Raw genomic sequence first — 16,544 nt, 5'->3', positions numbered from 1 at the left:
CAGCGGGCAACTGTCGAGGCTGGGCGGGTTGAAATGGGAGACAAACTCGATGGATTTCTATACCGCTGCGACCCCGACCCGCCCAGCCATGACCGTCCGGTGAGGCTGACTATGCGGTCACTCAGTCTCTTCGCGCTGTGCTGCTTCAGCTCCTTGTCCTTCGCTGCCGATGTGCCGGGCAGCCAGGATCTGCAAATCGTGCCGCGTCTGGCCGATGCTCAGATCGTCGACTATCGCCCGGCGGCCGAGCTGGAGCGCATCTACCCGCTGGGCTCGATCCGCAAGATCAGCGGCCAGTTGCGGTTCGACGGTCAGGTCACCGCCCGCGGCCAGACTACCTCGGTGACCTACGAGTTGCCGCCGGAACATTCCGCCACCGAAGCCTTTACTGCCGCCCGCGAAGCCCTGCAACAGCAGGATGCCGAATTGCTGTTCTGGTGCCAGGCCCGCGATTGCGGCGAAAGCAGCCTGTGGGCCAACGAGGTCTTCGGCAACGCCAAGCTGTATGGCTCTGACGAGCAACAGGCTTATCTGTTGTTGAGGCTGGCGGCGCCAAAGGACAACACGCTGGTGGCGCTCTACAGCATCACTCGCGGCAATCGCAAAGCCTATCTGCATGTCGAGCAATTCGAGGCTGCGGCGCCCTTGGGCGAATTGCTGCCGACCTCGGCGACCCTGCTGCGTCAGTTGAAAAGCACCGGCGAGCTGGATTTTCCGAAACTGGTCGATGAACCGGATGCCACCTGGCTGCGCCTGATTTCCCGTGGTCTGAATCTCGACACGACCTTGCGGGTTACGGTTTCCGGGCCCAAGGCCGAAGCCTGGCGCCAGGCGCTGATCAATCAGGGCGTACGGGCGGCACGTCTGGAAGCCGGCAATCTCGAAGGCTCTGGCCTGCGCATCGACTTGTTGCGATAAGCTGTGCCGGGCGAGCACGCACACAGTGTTCGCCTACTCTTTCGCTGACTGACTTTGCCGGGACTTCCCATGCTCAATAACGATCGCCTGCTGGTGCAGATTCTGCTGCTGGTGTTGTTTGGTGCCAGCCTTTGGGTGATGGCGCCGTTCTGGTCGGCGCTGTTCTGGGGCGCGGTGCTGGCGTTTGCCAGTTGGCCGCTGATGCGTTTGCTCACGCGCTGGCTCAATGGCCGCGAATCGCTGGCCGCGTTGATCCTGACACTGGGCTGGATGTTGCTGGTGGCGGCGCCACTGGTGTGGCTGGGTTTCAACCTCGCCGATCATGTGCGCGATGCCACGGCATTCATCAAGGATGTGCAGGTCGACGGTTTGCCGGAAGCACCGACCTGGCTTGGCAGCGTGCCTTTGGTTGGTGAGCGGCTGGTGTCGATGTGGGATAGCATCGATCAACAGGGCGCGGCGTTGATGGTCTCGATCAAGCCGTATCTGGGGCAGGTCGGCAACTGGTTGCTGGCACGCAGCGCGCAGATCGGCGGGGGGATTCTCGAGCTGACGCTGAGTCTGGTGTTCGTGTTCTTTTTCTACCGTGACGGGCCGCGACTGGCGGCGTTTGTGCACAGTCTGCTGCAGCGCTTGATTGGTGATCGTGCTGGCTATTACATCGAACTTGTCGCCGGTACGGTGCAGCGGGTGGTCAACGGTGTGATTGGTACAGCGGCGGCGCAGGCAGTGCTGGCGTTGATCGGCTTTTTCATTGCCGGGGTTCCCGGGGCGCTGGTGCTGGGGATCGTCACGTTTCTGCTGAGTCTGATTCCGATGGGGCCACCGCTGGTGTGGGTGCCGGCCACGGCGTGGTTGGCGTGGAAGGGCGAGTACGGGATGGCGGTGTTTCTCGGGATCTGGGGGACGTTCATCATCAGTGGCGTGGACAACGTGCTCAAGCCGTATCTGATCAGCCGTGGCGGTAATCTGCCGTTGGTGATTGTGTTGCTCGGGGTGTTTGGCGGGTTGATTGCGTTTGGCTTTATCGGGTTGTTTATTGGGCCTACGTTGTTGGCTGTGGCTTATAGTCTTTTGACGGATTGGAGTAAGAGTCAGGCTCGGGTCTAGGGGGGGGCTTGGCGGCCTTTGGGCCGACCATGCTTGGGTTTGTTTGGTGTGAATATCCGAATGTTTCGCTGCGGCGGCTGGCGGTTCCGCCCTTACGGCGGGTCACCTTTTTCAAACGCCAAAAAGGTAACCCAAAAGGCTTGCTCCTGCGTTCGGCCCTCGCAGGCTCGGGTTCCTTCGCTGCGGGATCGATCTGGGCGCAGCGGCTCCGGTTTGCTTCGCTGCACCTACACTCGCTGTGTACGACTGCGTCGTACGGTCGCTGCGCTCCCACGCCCGGATCAATCCCTCCGCTCAGCCTTCCGACGTCGCCGGTGGATCAAGATCAAAAGCAGTACTCGAGCTTGCGCTCATTGTTGAGTGGGGCGGCTTCGCCGCGGGCAGCTGCGCTGCTTTGCTTTTGCTTTTGCTTTTGCTTTTGCTTTTGCTTTTGTGGGAGCGAGCCTGCTCGCGAAGGCGGCCTGACAGCCGACCTGTTTCTTGAGGTTGTACCCAGTCCAAGTGTAGGAGTGAGCCTGCTCGCGATGACGTCCTCACTGCCAACCCATCGCCCTCTGAGATCACTCGATCCCCTGTGGGAGCTGGCTTGCCAGCGATAGCGCCCTCACAGCCAACCCATTATCCCGGATGAACACCACTCCAATGTGGGAGCGAGCACCGCGGCAACCGAACAATTGCGGTCAACCCGCCGCCCGGTGTGTCTTCCAGCGTCAATTGCCCACCCAGCCGCTGCGCGGCTTCGCGGGCGATGGTCATGCCCAGCCCTACGCCGCCGGAGTTGCGATTACGCGATCCCTCCAGTCGATAGAACGGCTCAAAAACCGCTTCCCGCTGTTCTTCAGCAATACCCGGTCCGTGATCAATCACCCGAATCAGCAGTTCTTCGCGCTGTTCCAGCAGTTCAATCCGTGCCTGTCCGGCGTAACGCAGCGCGTTGTCCAGCAGGTTGTTGATGCACGAACGCAGCGCCATCGGTTGCACTGGCAAAGGCGCGCAGTGGCCGCTGGCCTGTACATCGGCGCCCTGGTCCTGGGCGTTCTCGCACAGCGATTCGACCAGCGCCTGCACGTCCAGCAACTGCAAGGCTTCGCTGGTGCGTTGTTCGTGCAGATAGGTGAGGGTGGCGTCGAGCATGCCGATCATGTCGTCCAGGTCCTGGCGCATCTGGCTTTGCAGTTTGTCGTCGCTGATGTTTTCCAGACGCAGTTTCAGGCGTGACAGTGGCGTGCGCAGGTCGTGGGAGACGGCGCCGAGCATGCGCGCGCGTTGCTGGACCTGTTCGCGGATGCGCCGTTGCATGAGGTTGAAGGTGTGCGCCGCTTGCCGGGCTTCGCGCGGGCCGGATTCGTCGAGGGGGGCGCTGTCGAGGTCTTCGCTCAGGCGCTCGGCGGCGTCGCTCAGGCGCTGGATCGGCCGGGTGAGCAGCTTGGCACCGTACCAGGCGGCGATCATCAGCGTGATGAATTGAAAGGTCAGCGGCACCACCGGGCCACCGAACCAGGGCCGCGCTTGCCTCGGTGGATAAGCGGCGTCGTGCATGGGCGGTTGGCCGTCGATGTTCGCTGAGAACTCGGGCGGTGGTGGGGGCGGAGGAGGGCCGTAGAGCCTGAACCAGGCGAAGGCCAGCAGGTGCGCCAGGACAATTGCCGCGAACAGCACCCCGAACAGGCGACCGAACAGGGTGTCGAAGCGCGCCTTCATCAGCCTATGTCCCGCGCGTCGAACAGGTAACCCTCGCCGCGCACGGTCTTGATCAACTGCGGGGCTTTCGGGTCGTCGCCGAGTTTTTGCCGCAGGCGCGAGACCAGCAGGTCGATGCTGCGGTCGAAGGCTTCGATCGAGCGACCGCGAGCGGCGTCAAGCAGTTGTTCGCGGCTGAGCACGCGGCGCGGGCGTTCGATGAAGACCCAGAGCAGGCGGAATTCGGCGTTGGACAAGGGCACTACCAGGCCGTTGTCGGCGACCACTTGGCGCAGGACGCTGTTGAGGCGCCAGTTGTCGAAGCGAATGTTGGCGCGCTGGTCAGTGCGGTCGTCGCGCACGCGGCGCAGGATGGTCTGGATGCGGGCGACCAGTTCGCGTGGTTCGAACGGTTTGGCCATGTAATCGTCGGCGCCCAGTTCCAGGCCGATGATGCGGTCGGTGGGTTCGCAGCGGGCGGTGAGCATCAGGATCGGGATGTCCGATTCGGCGCGCAGCCAGCGACACAGCGACAGACCGTCTTCGCCGGGTAGCATCAGGTCGAGGACGATGACGTCGAAATGTTCGCCCTGCAGCGCCTGGCGCATCGCTGCGCCGTCGGTGACGCCGCTGGCGTGGATGTTGAAGCGGGCGAGGTAATCGATCATCAGCTCACGGATCGGCACGTCATCGTCGACGATCAGCGCGCGGATGCTCCAGCGCTTGTCGTCTTTGCTTTCATCCGTCACGGTTGTCGGGGCGTTGTGCATGGGGCTGTTCACTGCCAGGGGTGGTTTCAGCATAGGCGTCCGGCCGGGGGGCGGGAAGTGCTGTTGTAAGGACGTGTTGCGCCGGGCGAGGCTAACCCGGGTGCGTGTTGCCGGCGTGTCGGTTGTGTATCGGAGTCGACACAATAGCCGCGCCGGCTAAGCTGATAACCGCCAGCGCGACGATTTACCGATCATCGGGTGCCGCGCCGCCGCCGGTTCCGCTACAATGCGCGCCGTTTTCGACCAGCCTGAGAGCCCATCCATGTCCGCCTGCCAGACTCCTATCATCGTCGCCCTGGATTTCCCCACCCGTGACGCCGCACTGAAGCTGGCCGACCAGTTGGACCCGAAACTGTGCCGGGTCAAAGTGGGCAAGGAACTGTTCACCAGTTGCGCGGCGGAAATCGTCGGCACCCTGCGTGACAAGGGTTTTGAAGTGTTTCTGGATCTCAAATTCCACGACATCCCCAACACCACTGCGATGGCTGTGAAAGCCGCTGCCGAGATGGGTGTGTGGATGGTCAACGTGCACTGCTCGGGCGGTCTGCGCATGATGGCCGCCTGCCGTGAAGAGCTGGACAAGCGCAGTGGTCCGCAACCGTTGCTGATTGGTGTGACCGTGCTGACCAGCATGGAGCGCGAGGATCTGGCCGGTATCGGTCTGGATATCGAGCCGCAGGAACAAGTGCTGCGTCTGGCGGCACTGGCCGAGAAGGCCGGGATGGACGGTCTGGTGTGTTCGGCGCTGGAAGCGTCGGCGCTGAAAACCGCGCACCCGTCGCTGCAACTGGTGACGCCGGGGATTCGCCCGGCGGGCAGCGCGCAGGATGATCAACGGCGCATTCTGACCCCGCGTCAGGCGCTGGATGCCGGTTCCGATTATCTGGTGATCGGCCGTCCGATCAGCCAGGCGACAGATCCGGCGCAGGCGTTGGCCGCAGTCGTAGCCGAAATCGCCTAAAGCTTATTGAAGATCCAACTGTGGGAGCGAGCCTGCTCGCGAAGAGGGAGTGTCAGTCGGCATCATTATCGACTGATCCACCGCTTTCGCGAGCAGGCTCGCTCCCACATTGGTTTCAGGCTGGCCTTAAACCTTCAGAACCAACTTGCCAAAGTTCTCGCCGTTGAACAGTTTCATCAGCGTCTCGGGGAACGTCTCCAGCCCATCAACCACATCTTCCTTGCTCTTGAGCTGCCCGTTGGCCATCCAGCCGGCCATCTCCTGCGCGGCGCTGGCGAACTGCGCGGCGTAGTCCATCACCACAAAACCTTCCATGCGCGCGCGATTGACCAGCAGTGACAGGTAATTGGCCGGGCCTTTGACCGCTTCTTTATTGTTGTACTGGCTGATGGCGCCGCAGATCACCACCCGCGCTTTCATGTTCAAGCGGCTCAGCACCGCGTCGAGAATGTCGCCGCCGACGTTATCGAAATACACGTCCACGCCCTTCGGGCATTCGCGCTTCAGACCGGCCACGACGTCTTCGGCCTTGTAATCAATGGCGCCGTCGAAGCCCAATTCGTCGATGAGGAATTTGCACTTGTCGGCCCCGCCGGCAATGCCAACGACGCGGCAGCCTTTGATTTTGGCGATCTGCCCGGCCACGCTGCCCACCGCACCGGCCGCGCCGGACAGCACCACGGTGTCACCGGTTTTCGGTGCGCCGACGTCGAGCAGGGCGAAGTAGGCGGTCATGCCGGTCATGCCCAGTGCAGACAGATAGCGTGGCAATGGCGCGAGTTTCGGGTCGACCTTGTAGAAACCGCGCGGCTCGCCGAGGAAATAATCCTGCACACCGAGGGCGCCATTGACGTAATCGCCGACGGCGAAGCCAGGATTGTTCGAAGCGATGACTTTTCCCACGCCCAGTGCGCGCATGACCTCACCGAGACCGACCGGCGGGATGTAGGACTTGCCTTCGTTCATCCAGCCGCGCATGGCCGGGTCGAGGGATAGGTATTCGTTTTTCACCAGAATCTGTCCCGCCTGTGGCTCGCCGACCGGTACTTCCTGGTAAGTGAAAGTCTCGCGGGTCGCGGCGCCCACCGGGCGTTTGGCGAGCAGGAACTGGCGATTGGTCTGGTTGGTCATGACAGGCACTCGAATGGAATGAAGCCTTGTTGATAGCTCTTCAACGGCGATGTCGCAAGGTTGGCTGATACGGCGAATGCGAGTCGATCCAGTGCAGTGATGGTTACGGGGCGGGTTTCATCACTGCGGCGCATGCGCCGGTAAACAGCGATTGCATAGTGCTGACGTGCTTTCGCTGCCCTTGGCTATGCTGCGACGCCAACATCTTCCAGTTTTTGCGTTCGAGGACATACCCATGAGCATGACGTTTTCCGGTCAGGTGGTTGTAATCACGGGGGCCGCCCACGGCATCGGCCGCGCGACAGCCCTGGCGTTTGCCGCCGAGGGCCTGAAAGTGGTGGTGGCTGACCTGGACGCGGCCGGCGGCGAAGGCACGGTGGCGCTGATTCGTACAGCCGGTGGCGAAGCGTCCTTCGTGCGCTGCGACGTGACATTGGAAAGCGATGTGAAAAATCTGATGGATGAGGTGATCAATACCTACGGTCGTCTCGACTATGCCTTCAACAACGCCGGGATCGAAATCGAGAAGGGCAAACTGGCCGACGGTACGCTGGACGAATTCGACGCGATCATGGGCGTCAACGTCAAAGGCGTCTGGCTGTGCATGAAGTATCAGTTGCCGCTGCTGTTGGTGCAGGGCGGTGGCGCGATTGTCAACACGGCGTCGGTGGCCGGGCTGGGTGCGGCGCCGAAGATGAGCATCTACGCGGCGTCGAAACATGCGGTGATCGGCCTGACCAAATCGGCGGCGATCGAATACGCGAAGAAGAAAATCCGCGTCAACGCAGTGTGCCCGGCGGTAATCGACACAGACATGTTCCGCCGCGCCTACGAAGCTGACCCGAAGAAAGGCGAATTCGCCAATGCCATGCATCCGGTCGGACGCATCGGCAAGGTCGAGGAAATCGCCAGCGCGGTGCTGTATCTGTGCAGCGATGGCGCAGCGTTCACCACTGGGCACTCATTGGCGGTGGACGGCGGCGTGACAGCGTTCTGAAAGTTGCCGAAATACAAAGAACCCGCCTGCGTGCGGTTTTTTTTGTACCTCGCGGTCGGTCCCTGTGAATACCGTTAAACAATGTGTATCAAACCGTTAGAACTGGCGCATTTGGCGGTGTTGTCGCACAGCCTCGGCGGTGCGGCTGTGATTTACTGCTGCCAGCAAAACTGACAGGAGTTTGCGAGCTCATGGAACTGAGAATTGACCGACAGGCAATGGTGCCGGTCGTGCAGCAGATCGTCGACGGAATGACTGACTGGATTGTGCAAAGCGGCATCCCGCCGGCCACCCGGTTACCCTCCGTACGGCAAATCGCCCGGGGGAATCTGCTCAGCCAGTCGTGCGTTGTCGAAGCCTGCGAGCGCCTGGTCTCGCAAGGCGTATTGACCACGCGCCAGGGCGCGGGATTCATCGTCGCGGCCTCGCCGGCATTGCGCGAAGCGGACTCGGAATGGGCAGCGTGCGAGGGCCGCCCCGCATGGCGTGATGAGGTGGACGCCGCAACGAGTCGCTTGATTTTGGGGCAAGGAGGCTTGCCGCCGAGCTGGCGTGAGCCCGACGACCTCAGCTACGCGCTGCGCGAGGTGGCACGCACCGACATGGCCAGCCTGTTCAATTACAGCTCGCCACTGGGGTTGCCAGCGTTGCGCGAGCAAATTGCCAAGCGTCTGAAACTGCTGAATATCGACGCCTGCAATACCCGGCTTATGAGCACCAGCGGTGCCAGTCATGCGCTTGACCTGATCGTGCGCACCCTGTTCAAGGCTGGCGATTGCGTGGTGGTGGAAACGCCCGGTTATGCACCGTTGTTTGACCTGTTGCGTCTGCACGGCGTACAGATGCTCGAAGTTCGTCGTACGCCGAGCGGGCCGGACATCGACATGCTCGAGTCGGTGCTGCGTCAGTTTCGTCCCGGCGCCCTGTTCATCGGCAGTCATCACCACAATCCCACCGGCAGTTGCCTGACGCCTGCGGTGGCCCAGCGTATCGTGCAGTTGAGCAAGACCTACGACCTGCGCGTGATCGAAGATGACGTCTACGCTGATCTGCACACCGGCAACGGTACGCGGTTGGCGGCGCTGGACCATGGCGGCCGGGTCATTTATGTCGGCAGCTTCTCCAAGACACTGAGCAGCTCGTTGCGGGTCGGTTTTGTCCTGGCGGACAGCGAACTGCTGAAGCGCCTGGCGGAGGTCAAGATGATCAGCGGCCTGGGCTGTTCGAGGCTGGCCGAGGCGGTATTGGCCAGACTGATGGCGACCGGCGCCTATCGCAAACTGGTGCAGCGCCAGCGTCAGCGCTTGAATGCCGATCGCGCGGCGGCCTTGCAGGCCCTGGAAGATGCCGAGTGGGAAGTGTTCGGCAAGCCGGTTGGCGGGCTGTTCATCTGGGCGCGGGCACGCTTGCGCGACCAGACGTCGGTGCGCAGGCAGGCCCAGCACTGCGGGCTGGAGTTGTCAGCAGCGGACGCCTTCAGTCCCAGCGGTGAGTGCGGTGACTGGCAGCGCATCAATGTGGCCTGTGCCTGCGACCCACGGGCCCGGCAGTTTTTTCGCAATACTTGCGCGGATCGACCTCCAGCATTCTGAAAACGACGCGGGCGTAGCTTTTTGCCATTATTCCGACGCCAGAGTCTTGTGCTGGTTCGAGCCCGTTGCGAATCTTCGGCAATAGACTTTGGCAGGGGACTACGCGCAATGATTTCGGCCGTGCAAGGACGTTTTGCCAACCTCGGTATGGCGAAAAAACTGGGTATCGGATTTGTGCTGGTCTTGTTGCTGACTGCGTTGGTGGCGGCGATCGGCGTCTGGTCGCTGCAGACCATCAGTCTGCGTTTCGACGGCTTGAAGCAGATGTCCGCGCTCAACAGCGGCCTGCTCAAGGTGCGCCTCCTCGAGCAGGAATACGCCCTGCGCGGCAATCCGAAAACCGCCGATGCCTTGCGCGAAGGCGTCGATGGGCTGATCGTTCTTGCCGGCGAGCTCAAGGCACATTCCCCGGCCAATGTGCCGGTGATGAGCGATGTCGAGCAAGCGCTGGGCGCGTATCGCAAGGCCTTCGATGAATTCGTCTCGCTGAGCCAGGCCAAGGACCTCGCGCTGGAGATGGCCAGTTGGTCGGTGTCCAGCGTGGCCAATAACCTCGACGTGTTGCAGAGCGGCCTGGCCGATGATGGCGCCTACACGTTGAAAGACACCGAGGGCAAGGACGGCGCCCAGTTCATCGAACAGGCGAATCAGGTCAGTCAGGTCTCGCGACTGATGCTGCAGGCGATGAACGAAGCGCGGGTGCGGCTGGATCAAAGCCGCAAGGGCGATGCCGACAATGCCGGCCAAGGCAACATCGAGCAGGCCGCGCAAGCGCAGGAGCAGGCCGAGGCGCTGAAAACCACGATCAAGGACGAGGGATATCTGACGGTGCTCAACGAAATGTCAGGGCATATCGCCGGATTCAACGAGAAACTGGCTGAATACACCGGTTTGCTGGCGCAAGAAAAAACGGTTTATGACCAACTGCATCAGCGCGCGGCGCAGGTGGTGGACCGGGTCAATCAGGCCTACGTCGCCGAAGATGCTTCGATGCAGGCGGAGCTGAAAAAGAACACGGTATTGATCATTGGCTCTTCGGCGCTGGCCTTGTTGGTCGGATTGCTCGCCGCGTGGGTGATCACGCGCCTGATCGTGGCGCCGCTGCGCAGTGTGATTCGCGTGGCGCAGCAGATTGCTGCGGGTGATCTGACGGCGAAGGTCGAGGTGACGCGCCGCGATGAAATGGGTCAGCTGATGTTGGCGATGCAGCAGATGGCTGCCGGCCTCGGCACGATTGTCAGCGGCTTGCAGGCCGGTATCGAGCGCTTGGCCGGTTCCGCGCAATCGCTGTCGGCAGTGACCGAGCAGACCAATCTGGAGGTCAACAGCCAGAAGGAGGAAACCGAGCAGGTCGCCACCGCCATGAACCAGATGACCGCCACGGTACATGACGTCGCGCGCAATGCCGAAGAGGCGGCGCTGGCGGCGCAGACGGCGGATGACAAGGTCGAGAGCGGCCAGCAGGTGGTGCGTCAAAGCATGGCGCGGATCGAGCAGTTGGCGGATTCAGCGACCTCGGCCAGTTCCAGCATCGAGAGCCTCAGTGCCGAGATTCAGAATATCGGCACGGTACTGGAGGTGATCAAAAGCGTGGCCGAGCAGACCAATCTGTTGGCGCTGAACGCGGCAATCGAAGCGGCGCGGGCCGGGGAGCAGGGCAGGGGATTCGCGGTGGTGGCCGATGAAGTGCGTGCGCTGGCACGGCGCACGCAGCAATCGACCGAGGAGATCGAGCGCTTGGTCAGTGCCTTGCGCGCGGCGGCGCAGTCGTCGGTGCAGCAGATTCGCAGCAGTGGCGAGCTGGTGAAGCTGGCGGTCAGTGATGCGTTGCAGACCGAGAGTGCGCTGGGGAGTATTGCCGCGGCGGTGTCGTTGATTCAGCAGATGAATCAGCAGATCGCGGCGGCGGCGGAGGAGCAGAGTTCGGTGGCGGAGGAGATCAACCGCAGTGTTACGCAGATTCGTGCGAGTGCGGATCACTCTTCCGTGGCGATGCGCGGGAATGCGGCTTCGAGTGTTGAGCTGGCGCAGTTGGGCGGCGAGTTGCGCTCGATGGTTGGGCATTTTCGGCTTTGAGCCTTGGCGGCCCTTGGGCCGACCAGGCTCTCGGCTTCGCCGCGTGGGGATGGCCCGGGTTTGCTTTTGCTGTTCTGTGGGAGCTGGCTTGCCAGCGAAGGCGGCCTGACAGCCGACCGATTTTTACCTGAGAACACTACTTCCCAATGCGGGAGCGAGCCTGCTCGCGAAAGCGATCTTCAATTCACACCCTCTTTCAATTCGCCCACAAAAAAGCCACCAATAAAGGTGGCTTTTTTATCAGTATTCCCGCCTCAGTCGTAAATCACTTTCTTCTTCCAGTCCGCATCGGCTTCGACATCCTTCAAACCGGCAGTCAGTTGGTTTTCTTCACCTTCAACCGGGGCAATCTTGTCCATGACCTGGGCGTTCGCTCGGGCGAGGAGTTTTTCCAGGTATTGCAGTTGCTCCGCGTACATCTGCGGGTCCTGCTGTTTGCGCAGATATTGCACGCCGCGTTCGAAGGCGAGGCGGGCCTGGCCGGGTTGGTTTTGTTGCAGGGACTGTTGGCCGAGGTTGTTGAAGAATTCGATGTGCAGCAGCACGAGGATGTGGCGCACCTCGCGGATCCATTGTTTGGCTTCGTTCGGTGGCAGGAAGCCGTCGTGGGCGGCGCGGGTGATCTGGCCGTGCAGGGCTTCGAGGAGGAAGCGCACGTCTTTGGCTTTGGCTTCGGTCAGGATCGGCGCGGGCGGGTTGTTCACCGGGATCGATTCGCCTTGGGCAACGAGGGCGCTCAGTTCGGTGATGCGGGCCTTGGTGGTTGCGCTGGTCTTTTCCAGATTGAGCAGGCGCTGGCAGACGTTGAGTTCCAGGCGGGTCAGCAGCAACTTGAGCGCCGGGGTCATGAACTGGCCGGGGAAGGTTTCGGTCAGTTCGCCGCAGCGGCGCAGGCGGTCGTTGAGTTCGACTTTAGTGCGGGCCTTCTCCAGTTTGTTGTTTTCCACCACATGGTTCATGTAGCCAATGGCGATCAGAATTGCGATCCCGGCTACGACTAGCAGGGTGATCATGAGTGGTGTCACCGGTAAGACCTCTTTATAGGGTTCGCATGCGAGTGTAGTGGCTGGGCATTTAGGCGCCTAGCGCCGCTCGACGGGTTTGATCGGCTGCTGCAATCTGTATCGGCTGCCAGCGGTATAGATGAATGCTGGCGCTTGATGTGCAGATTGCCATCACTGTGCGGTGGACTATAACGTCTTGGCGAGTGGCGGAATATAGGCGTCAGGTTTCGGACGACGGAAAAGCCCTACGCGGCCCGTAATCCAGGTCGAAGTCATTGATTTAAATAAATTTATATCAGGGGGTTGACGACCCTTCAATCCATCCATAGAATGCGCGCCACTTGCAGCGTAAAGCACACAGCGAAACGCGGCAGGGAGTGAATGTTGTAGTGTGTCCCCTTCGTCTAGTGGCCTAGGACACCGCCCTTTCACGGCGGTAACAGGGGTTCGAGTCCCCTAGGGGACGCCAATGCGGGAATAGCTCAGTTGGTAGAGCACGACCTTGCCAAGGTCGGGGTCGCGAGTTCGAGTCTCGTTTCCCGCTCCAATTTTAAACAGCAGTGCTTTCGGGCGGTGCTGAGTGAAACCAGAACCAAATCTTCGGATGCGGATCTGGACACCGAAACACACACCATGTGTTCCGGGTAGCGTGTCCCCTTCGTCTAGTGGCCTAGGACACCGCCCTTTCACGGCGGTAACAGGGGTTCGAGTCCCCTAGGGGACGCCATTTGCGGGAATAGCTCAGTTGGTAGAGCACGACCTTGCCAAGGTCGGGGTCGCGAGTTCGAGTCTCGTTTCCCGCTCCAATTTCACAAAAACGCCGATCAGTGATGATCGACGTTTTTGTTTGTGCGCGTTTTGTGGTGGCAATAAAAAAGGACCTTTCACAGGTCCTTTTTCATTTTGAGCCCGGTCATCGGTGACTGGGCTCAGGCAGGGCTTTACAGCTTCGGCAACTGCCCGACACGCCCCATCATTTCCGTGACGATCTGCAGATCCAGCAGGAACTGGTCGACGGTCTTGAATTCGCCATCGGTGTGGCCGGTGTATTTGGCTTCCGGTCGCGCCAGGCCGAATTGCACACCGTTCGGCAATTCGTGAACCGAAGTCGCGCCAGCGGAAGTACCGAATTCCGACTTCATGCCGAGGTTTTCGCTGGCTACGGCAAGTAGCGCCTTGACCCACTCACCCTCGGGGTTGCGATACATCGGTTCGGCCACTGAGTAGTCGAACGCCACGGCAACGTGAGTCTTCTTGCTCCAGGCGTCCAGTTTCTCAGCGATCTCAGCCTTGAGCTTTTCCGGGGATTTACCCTTCGGTACGCGCAGATTCACCGCCAGTTTGAAGGCTTTGTCGCCCTCGCCGACATAGGTCAGCGAGGTGGTCAGCGGCCCCATGAACGAATCGGAGAAGCCCACGCCGAGTTTTTTGCCCAGGTAGTCCAGGCCCCAGTTGTCATCGGCATAACGCGCGGCATCGGTGAACTGGTTGTGCTTGAGCGCGACTTTGCCTTCCAGGCTGTTGATGAAGCTCAGCATCCGCGCGACCGGGTTGACGCCGGACTCTGGTTCGGAGGAGTGCGCAGAAACCCCCGTCACGGTCAGTTTGACGTCTTTGCCATCAACCTTTGCCGCGACTTCGAAGTCGCCGCCGTTGGCTTTGGCGTAGGCGTCGCCGGCTTTTTGCAGACTGGCGGCGAGCTCGGCAGGCTTGTCGGTTACCAGCGTGACCACCGAAGCCGATGGGATCTGGTTGGTCGCCTTGCCGCCGGTCATCGAAATGATTTCCGCGCCGTTGCCTTCGCCTTTGCGTTTGGCAAAGTTGGCCATGACGGTGCCGTAACCTTTTTCGGCGATCACTACCGGATAACCGCCGTCCAGCGCCATGTTGTAGTTCGGCGTCGGGTTGCGTTCGAAGTAATAGGGAATGGCATCGCCGCTGGTTTCTTCGGTGGTGTCGACCAGCAGCTTGAAGTTACGCGCCAGTGGCAGTTTCTCGTCCTTGATCACTTTCATGGCGTACAGCGCCACGACGATCGCATTCTTGTCATCCTCTGTGCCACGACCGTACATGCGATCGCCAATCAGCGTGACTTTGAACGGGTCGAGTTTGGTGCCATCTTTCAGCACCCAGTTTTCCGGCGTTACCGGCACCACATCGGCGTGGGCATGAATGCCAACGACTTCGTCGCCTTTGCCATCCAGAGAGATTTCGTAGACACGGTTATCGATGTTGCGGAATTTCAAACCGAAGGATTCGGCGAGTTTCTGGATCTCGCCGGCAATCTTGATGAATTCCGGGTTGTCGTGTTGCTCCACGCCGTCCTTGCGGAAGGTCGGGATCTCGACGAGTTGGCTCAGGGTTTCCAGCGCGGCCTTGCCATATTTCACGCGGGTATAAATGCCCAGCAGACGGTGAATTCCATTCTGCTGTTCGGCGTTCAGGGTCTTGTTGTCGAGGAAGGCGCTGATGGACGGGGTGAGATTATCCGTTTTGGCCAGGTCGCTTTTCGCCAGGCTGCCAAGGAAGCTGCGGAAATCCGTCAAGCTCTTGCCGTCAAAGGATTTCAGGATCGCTGCACTTTGCTCGGCAGTGATGTTGGCTTGTGCGGCGCTGGTAAACGCGGTGAGGCTGGCCATGACCAGAGTGGCGGCGGCCAGTTTTTTCAGGGAAAAGACCATGGAACAGGCATTCCTTTGCAAAGGATTGGGAAAGTATTTCTGACGCTTGTGACAGAAACATTTTGTAAACCTAACACTGCGAGCGCTGGGAAAGGGAGTCACAAACTTGATCTGTCGCACAGAAATGCAAAAGAGACGCACAAATGAAAAAGTCCCGGCGGGTGATGGCCGGGACTTTTTTGTGTGGGTTACATCGACAGCATCAGGCGGCCGGCAAATAGAATGAGGATGACGCCCATGCTGCGCTCGAACCAGTGTCCAAGGCGCATGAACAGCAGGCGCACTTTGTTGCTGGAGAAAAACAGCGCGACGATCACAAACCACAGCGCGTTGACGAAGCACATCCACAATCCGTAGAACGCCTGGATCTGCAGCGGTGTGCTGGCGCTGATGATCGTGGTGAAGATCGCCAGGAAGAACAGCGTGGCTTTGGGGTTGGTCGCGTTGGTCAGAAAACCGGTGCTGAATGCCTTGAACAGTGACTGTTCAACCAGCGGCTCATCGGCGGTTTTTTCACCTTCGACGCTGCTCTTCGGTTTGCTGCGGATCAGGCTGACGCCCAGATAGAGGATGTAAGCCCCACCGACCACTTTGGCCACAGTCAGCAGCCACGGCGTGGTGTGCATCAGGGCGCCGACGCCGAGCAGGGTATACAGCACGTGCACGGAAATCCCCGCGCCGATGCCCAGCGCAGTGCAGATACCGACGAGCCGGCCGAAGCGCACGCTTTGACGGATGGTCACGGCGAAGTCCGGGCCGGGTGCTACCACGGCGAGAAAGTGGATGGTGGCCAATGCGAGAAACTCGCCCAGGTAATTGGAAAGCATGTCAGCTCCAGAAAGTCAGAGGGGAGGCATTGCCGCGATAGCCAACAAAGAACGACAGGCTCAAACGCGGATCCGCGACGCCCGGAGTGACCGAGTGCATGCGCCGCGAATTGAACATGATGAAATCGCCGGGCTGCGGTCGTACTTCGAGGGCGGGCGGCCCCAGCAGCGACGGCTCGATGCCATAACTGTCGCCGCGCATTTCGTCGAATTGATCGGGGGTGATGTGGTCATTCCACATCTGCAAGGCGCCACCCTCGGCGGGCATGTTCAGGTAGACGTTGCAGGCAAATTGCGCCTCGAGACTGCGCGCCTGAAAACTGTCCGGGGCGTCCTTGGCGAAGATGTCGTGATGAGCAAGAAAGCACACGCCCGGTTTGACCACCCGCGACAAACCGACATACATCTTGCGCCCGTAGAGATTTTCCAGATGCGCGCCGGCAGGCCAGGACTCGTCGAGCATGCAGCGCAGGGTGTCGATCGGCGAAGAGTAGGGCGCGCAGCGCTGGCGCAGTTCGTCGATGTTGCGGGTGGCGCGTTCGAAGTAATCCTCGATCAGCAGCGGCTGGTTTTCCGCCTCGTAGAAGGCCATGCCGATGCGGCCGATGCTCGGTGCGTTGATGTAGCCTTCAAAGCCCGGGGCGAGGATCTTGTCGCCAATTTCGATCGCCAGCGGCTCGGGCAGAAAGCGTTTGACGCGGATGGCGAGGACTTCTTCGTTGGCCAGTTTTTTTATGCACGTCTCATCGAGACGCTCGACGTCTAGCATCATTTGTTTTAGGTCCATCTATCGATAG

The 16,544-nt window shown here is 60.6% G+C and carries 13 protein-coding genes, 4 tRNA genes and 1 pseudogene; 11 read left to right on the top strand and 7 right to left on the bottom strand.

Annotated elements, in window-relative coordinates:
* The first annotated feature begins 111 nt into the window (after window positions 1-111).
* Window positions 112-918, top strand: coding sequence for a DUF4892 domain-containing protein (locus PSH90_RS19415; protein WP_056788158.1), 807 nt, complete (start codon window positions 112-114; stop codon window positions 916-918).
* A gap of 69 nt (window positions 919-987) precedes the next feature.
* On the top strand, window positions 988-2,028 hold the full coding sequence (locus tag PSH90_RS19410) for an AI-2E family transporter (RefSeq protein WP_041479597.1): 1,041 nt from the start codon (window positions 988-990) through the stop codon (window positions 2,026-2,028).
* Between the two features lie 618 nt (window positions 2,029-2,646).
* Here the strand turns inward: PSH90_RS19410 and PSH90_RS19405 are convergent.
* Window positions 2,647-3,729, bottom strand: coding sequence for an ATP-binding protein (locus tag PSH90_RS19405; RefSeq protein WP_305381328.1), 1,083 nt, complete (start codon window positions 3,727-3,729; stop codon window positions 2,647-2,649).
* A complete protein-coding gene (locus PSH90_RS19400) occupies window positions 3,729-4,478 on the bottom strand; it encodes a response regulator (protein ID WP_041479472.1) in 750 nt (249 codons plus the stop codon). The genes PSH90_RS19405 and PSH90_RS19400 overlap by 1 nt, the downstream gene beginning before the upstream one ends.
* Window positions 4,479-4,740: 262 nt before the next feature.
* Here PSH90_RS19400 and pyrF point away from each other — a divergent pair, with 262 nt between their 5' ends.
* Window positions 4,741-5,439, top strand: coding sequence for an orotidine-5'-phosphate decarboxylase (gene pyrF, locus PSH90_RS19395; protein ID WP_122746841.1), 699 nt, complete (start codon window positions 4,741-4,743; stop codon window positions 5,437-5,439).
* A gap of 126 nt (window positions 5,440-5,565) precedes the next feature.
* Here pyrF and PSH90_RS19390 read toward each other — a convergent pair whose 3' ends face one another.
* A complete protein-coding gene (locus tag PSH90_RS19390; RefSeq protein WP_305381326.1) occupies window positions 5,566-6,570 on the bottom strand; it encodes an NADP-dependent oxidoreductase in 1,005 nt (334 codons plus the stop codon).
* 235 nt (window positions 6,571-6,805) lie between these two features.
* Between PSH90_RS19390 and PSH90_RS19385 the strand changes: the two genes are divergently transcribed.
* From PSH90_RS19385 to PSH90_RS27585, 4 genes and pseudogenes are all read left to right on the top strand, one after another.
* Window positions 6,806-7,567 (top strand): SDR family oxidoreductase, encoded by a 762-nt coding sequence (locus tag PSH90_RS19385; RefSeq protein ID WP_305381325.1) that lies wholly within the window; start codon window positions 6,806-6,808, stop codon window positions 7,565-7,567.
* A 191-nt stretch (window positions 7,568-7,758) separates the two neighbouring features.
* Window positions 7,759-9,159, top strand: coding sequence for a PLP-dependent aminotransferase family protein (locus PSH90_RS19380; RefSeq protein ID WP_256811508.1), 1,401 nt, complete (start codon window positions 7,759-7,761; stop codon window positions 9,157-9,159).
* A 108-nt stretch (window positions 9,160-9,267) separates the two neighbouring features.
* A pseudogene (locus tag PSH90_RS27590) lies at window positions 9,268-10,326 on the top strand (HAMP domain-containing protein); the annotation flags it as partial.
* Between the two features lie 15 nt (window positions 10,327-10,341).
* Window positions 10,342-11,235 (top strand): methyl-accepting chemotaxis protein, encoded by an 894-nt coding sequence (locus PSH90_RS27585; protein WP_370695148.1) that lies wholly within the window; start codon window positions 10,342-10,344, stop codon window positions 11,233-11,235.
* A gap of 254 nt (window positions 11,236-11,489) precedes the next feature.
* On the opposite strand, the gene PSH90_RS19370 is transcribed toward PSH90_RS27585, so the two are convergent.
* Window positions 11,490-12,248, bottom strand: coding sequence for a hypothetical protein (locus PSH90_RS19370; RefSeq protein WP_039764159.1), 759 nt, complete (start codon window positions 12,246-12,248; stop codon window positions 11,490-11,492).
* Between the two features lie 384 nt (window positions 12,249-12,632).
* Between PSH90_RS19370 and PSH90_RS19365 the strand changes: the two genes are divergently transcribed.
* From PSH90_RS19365 to PSH90_RS19350, 4 genes are all read left to right on the top strand, one after another.
* Window positions 12,633-12,708 (top strand) — tRNA-Glu (locus PSH90_RS19365).
* Between the two features lie 2 nt (window positions 12,709-12,710).
* Window positions 12,711-12,786: transfer RNA gene (locus tag PSH90_RS19360), tRNA-Gly, on the top strand.
* Between the two features lie 104 nt (window positions 12,787-12,890).
* Window positions 12,891-12,966 (top strand) — tRNA-Glu (locus tag PSH90_RS19355).
* Window positions 12,967-12,969: 3 nt separating this feature from the next.
* Window positions 12,970-13,045 (top strand) — tRNA-Gly (locus PSH90_RS19350).
* 135 nt (window positions 13,046-13,180) lie between these two features.
* Here PSH90_RS19350 and PSH90_RS19345 read toward each other — a convergent pair.
* The 3 genes from PSH90_RS19345 to PSH90_RS19335 form a co-directional block, all read right to left on the bottom strand.
* The gene (locus tag PSH90_RS19345; RefSeq protein WP_305381322.1) at window positions 13,181-14,920 is read right to left on the bottom strand and encodes a dipeptidase; all 1,740 of its coding nucleotides are present in this window, start codon (window positions 14,918-14,920) and stop codon (window positions 13,181-13,183) included.
* Window positions 14,921-15,108: 188 nt separating this feature from the next.
* Complete coding sequence (locus tag PSH90_RS19340; protein WP_016773667.1) at window positions 15,109-15,747, bottom strand: LysE family translocator; 639 nt, start codon at window positions 15,745-15,747, stop codon at window positions 15,109-15,111.
* 1 nt (window position 15,748) lies between these two features.
* Entirely contained in the window at window positions 15,749-16,519 is a 771-nt protein-coding gene (locus PSH90_RS19335) for a 2OG-Fe(II) oxygenase (protein WP_095181606.1), read from the bottom strand.
* Between the last annotated feature and the right edge of the window lie 25 nt (window positions 16,520-16,544).

The organism is Pseudomonas sp. FP1762, assembly GCF_030687105.1.
GTDB lineage: Bacteria > Pseudomonadota > Gammaproteobacteria > Pseudomonadales > Pseudomonadaceae > Aquipseudomonas > Aquipseudomonas siliginis.
This window is presented reverse-complemented; position numbering and strand designations above follow the sequence as displayed.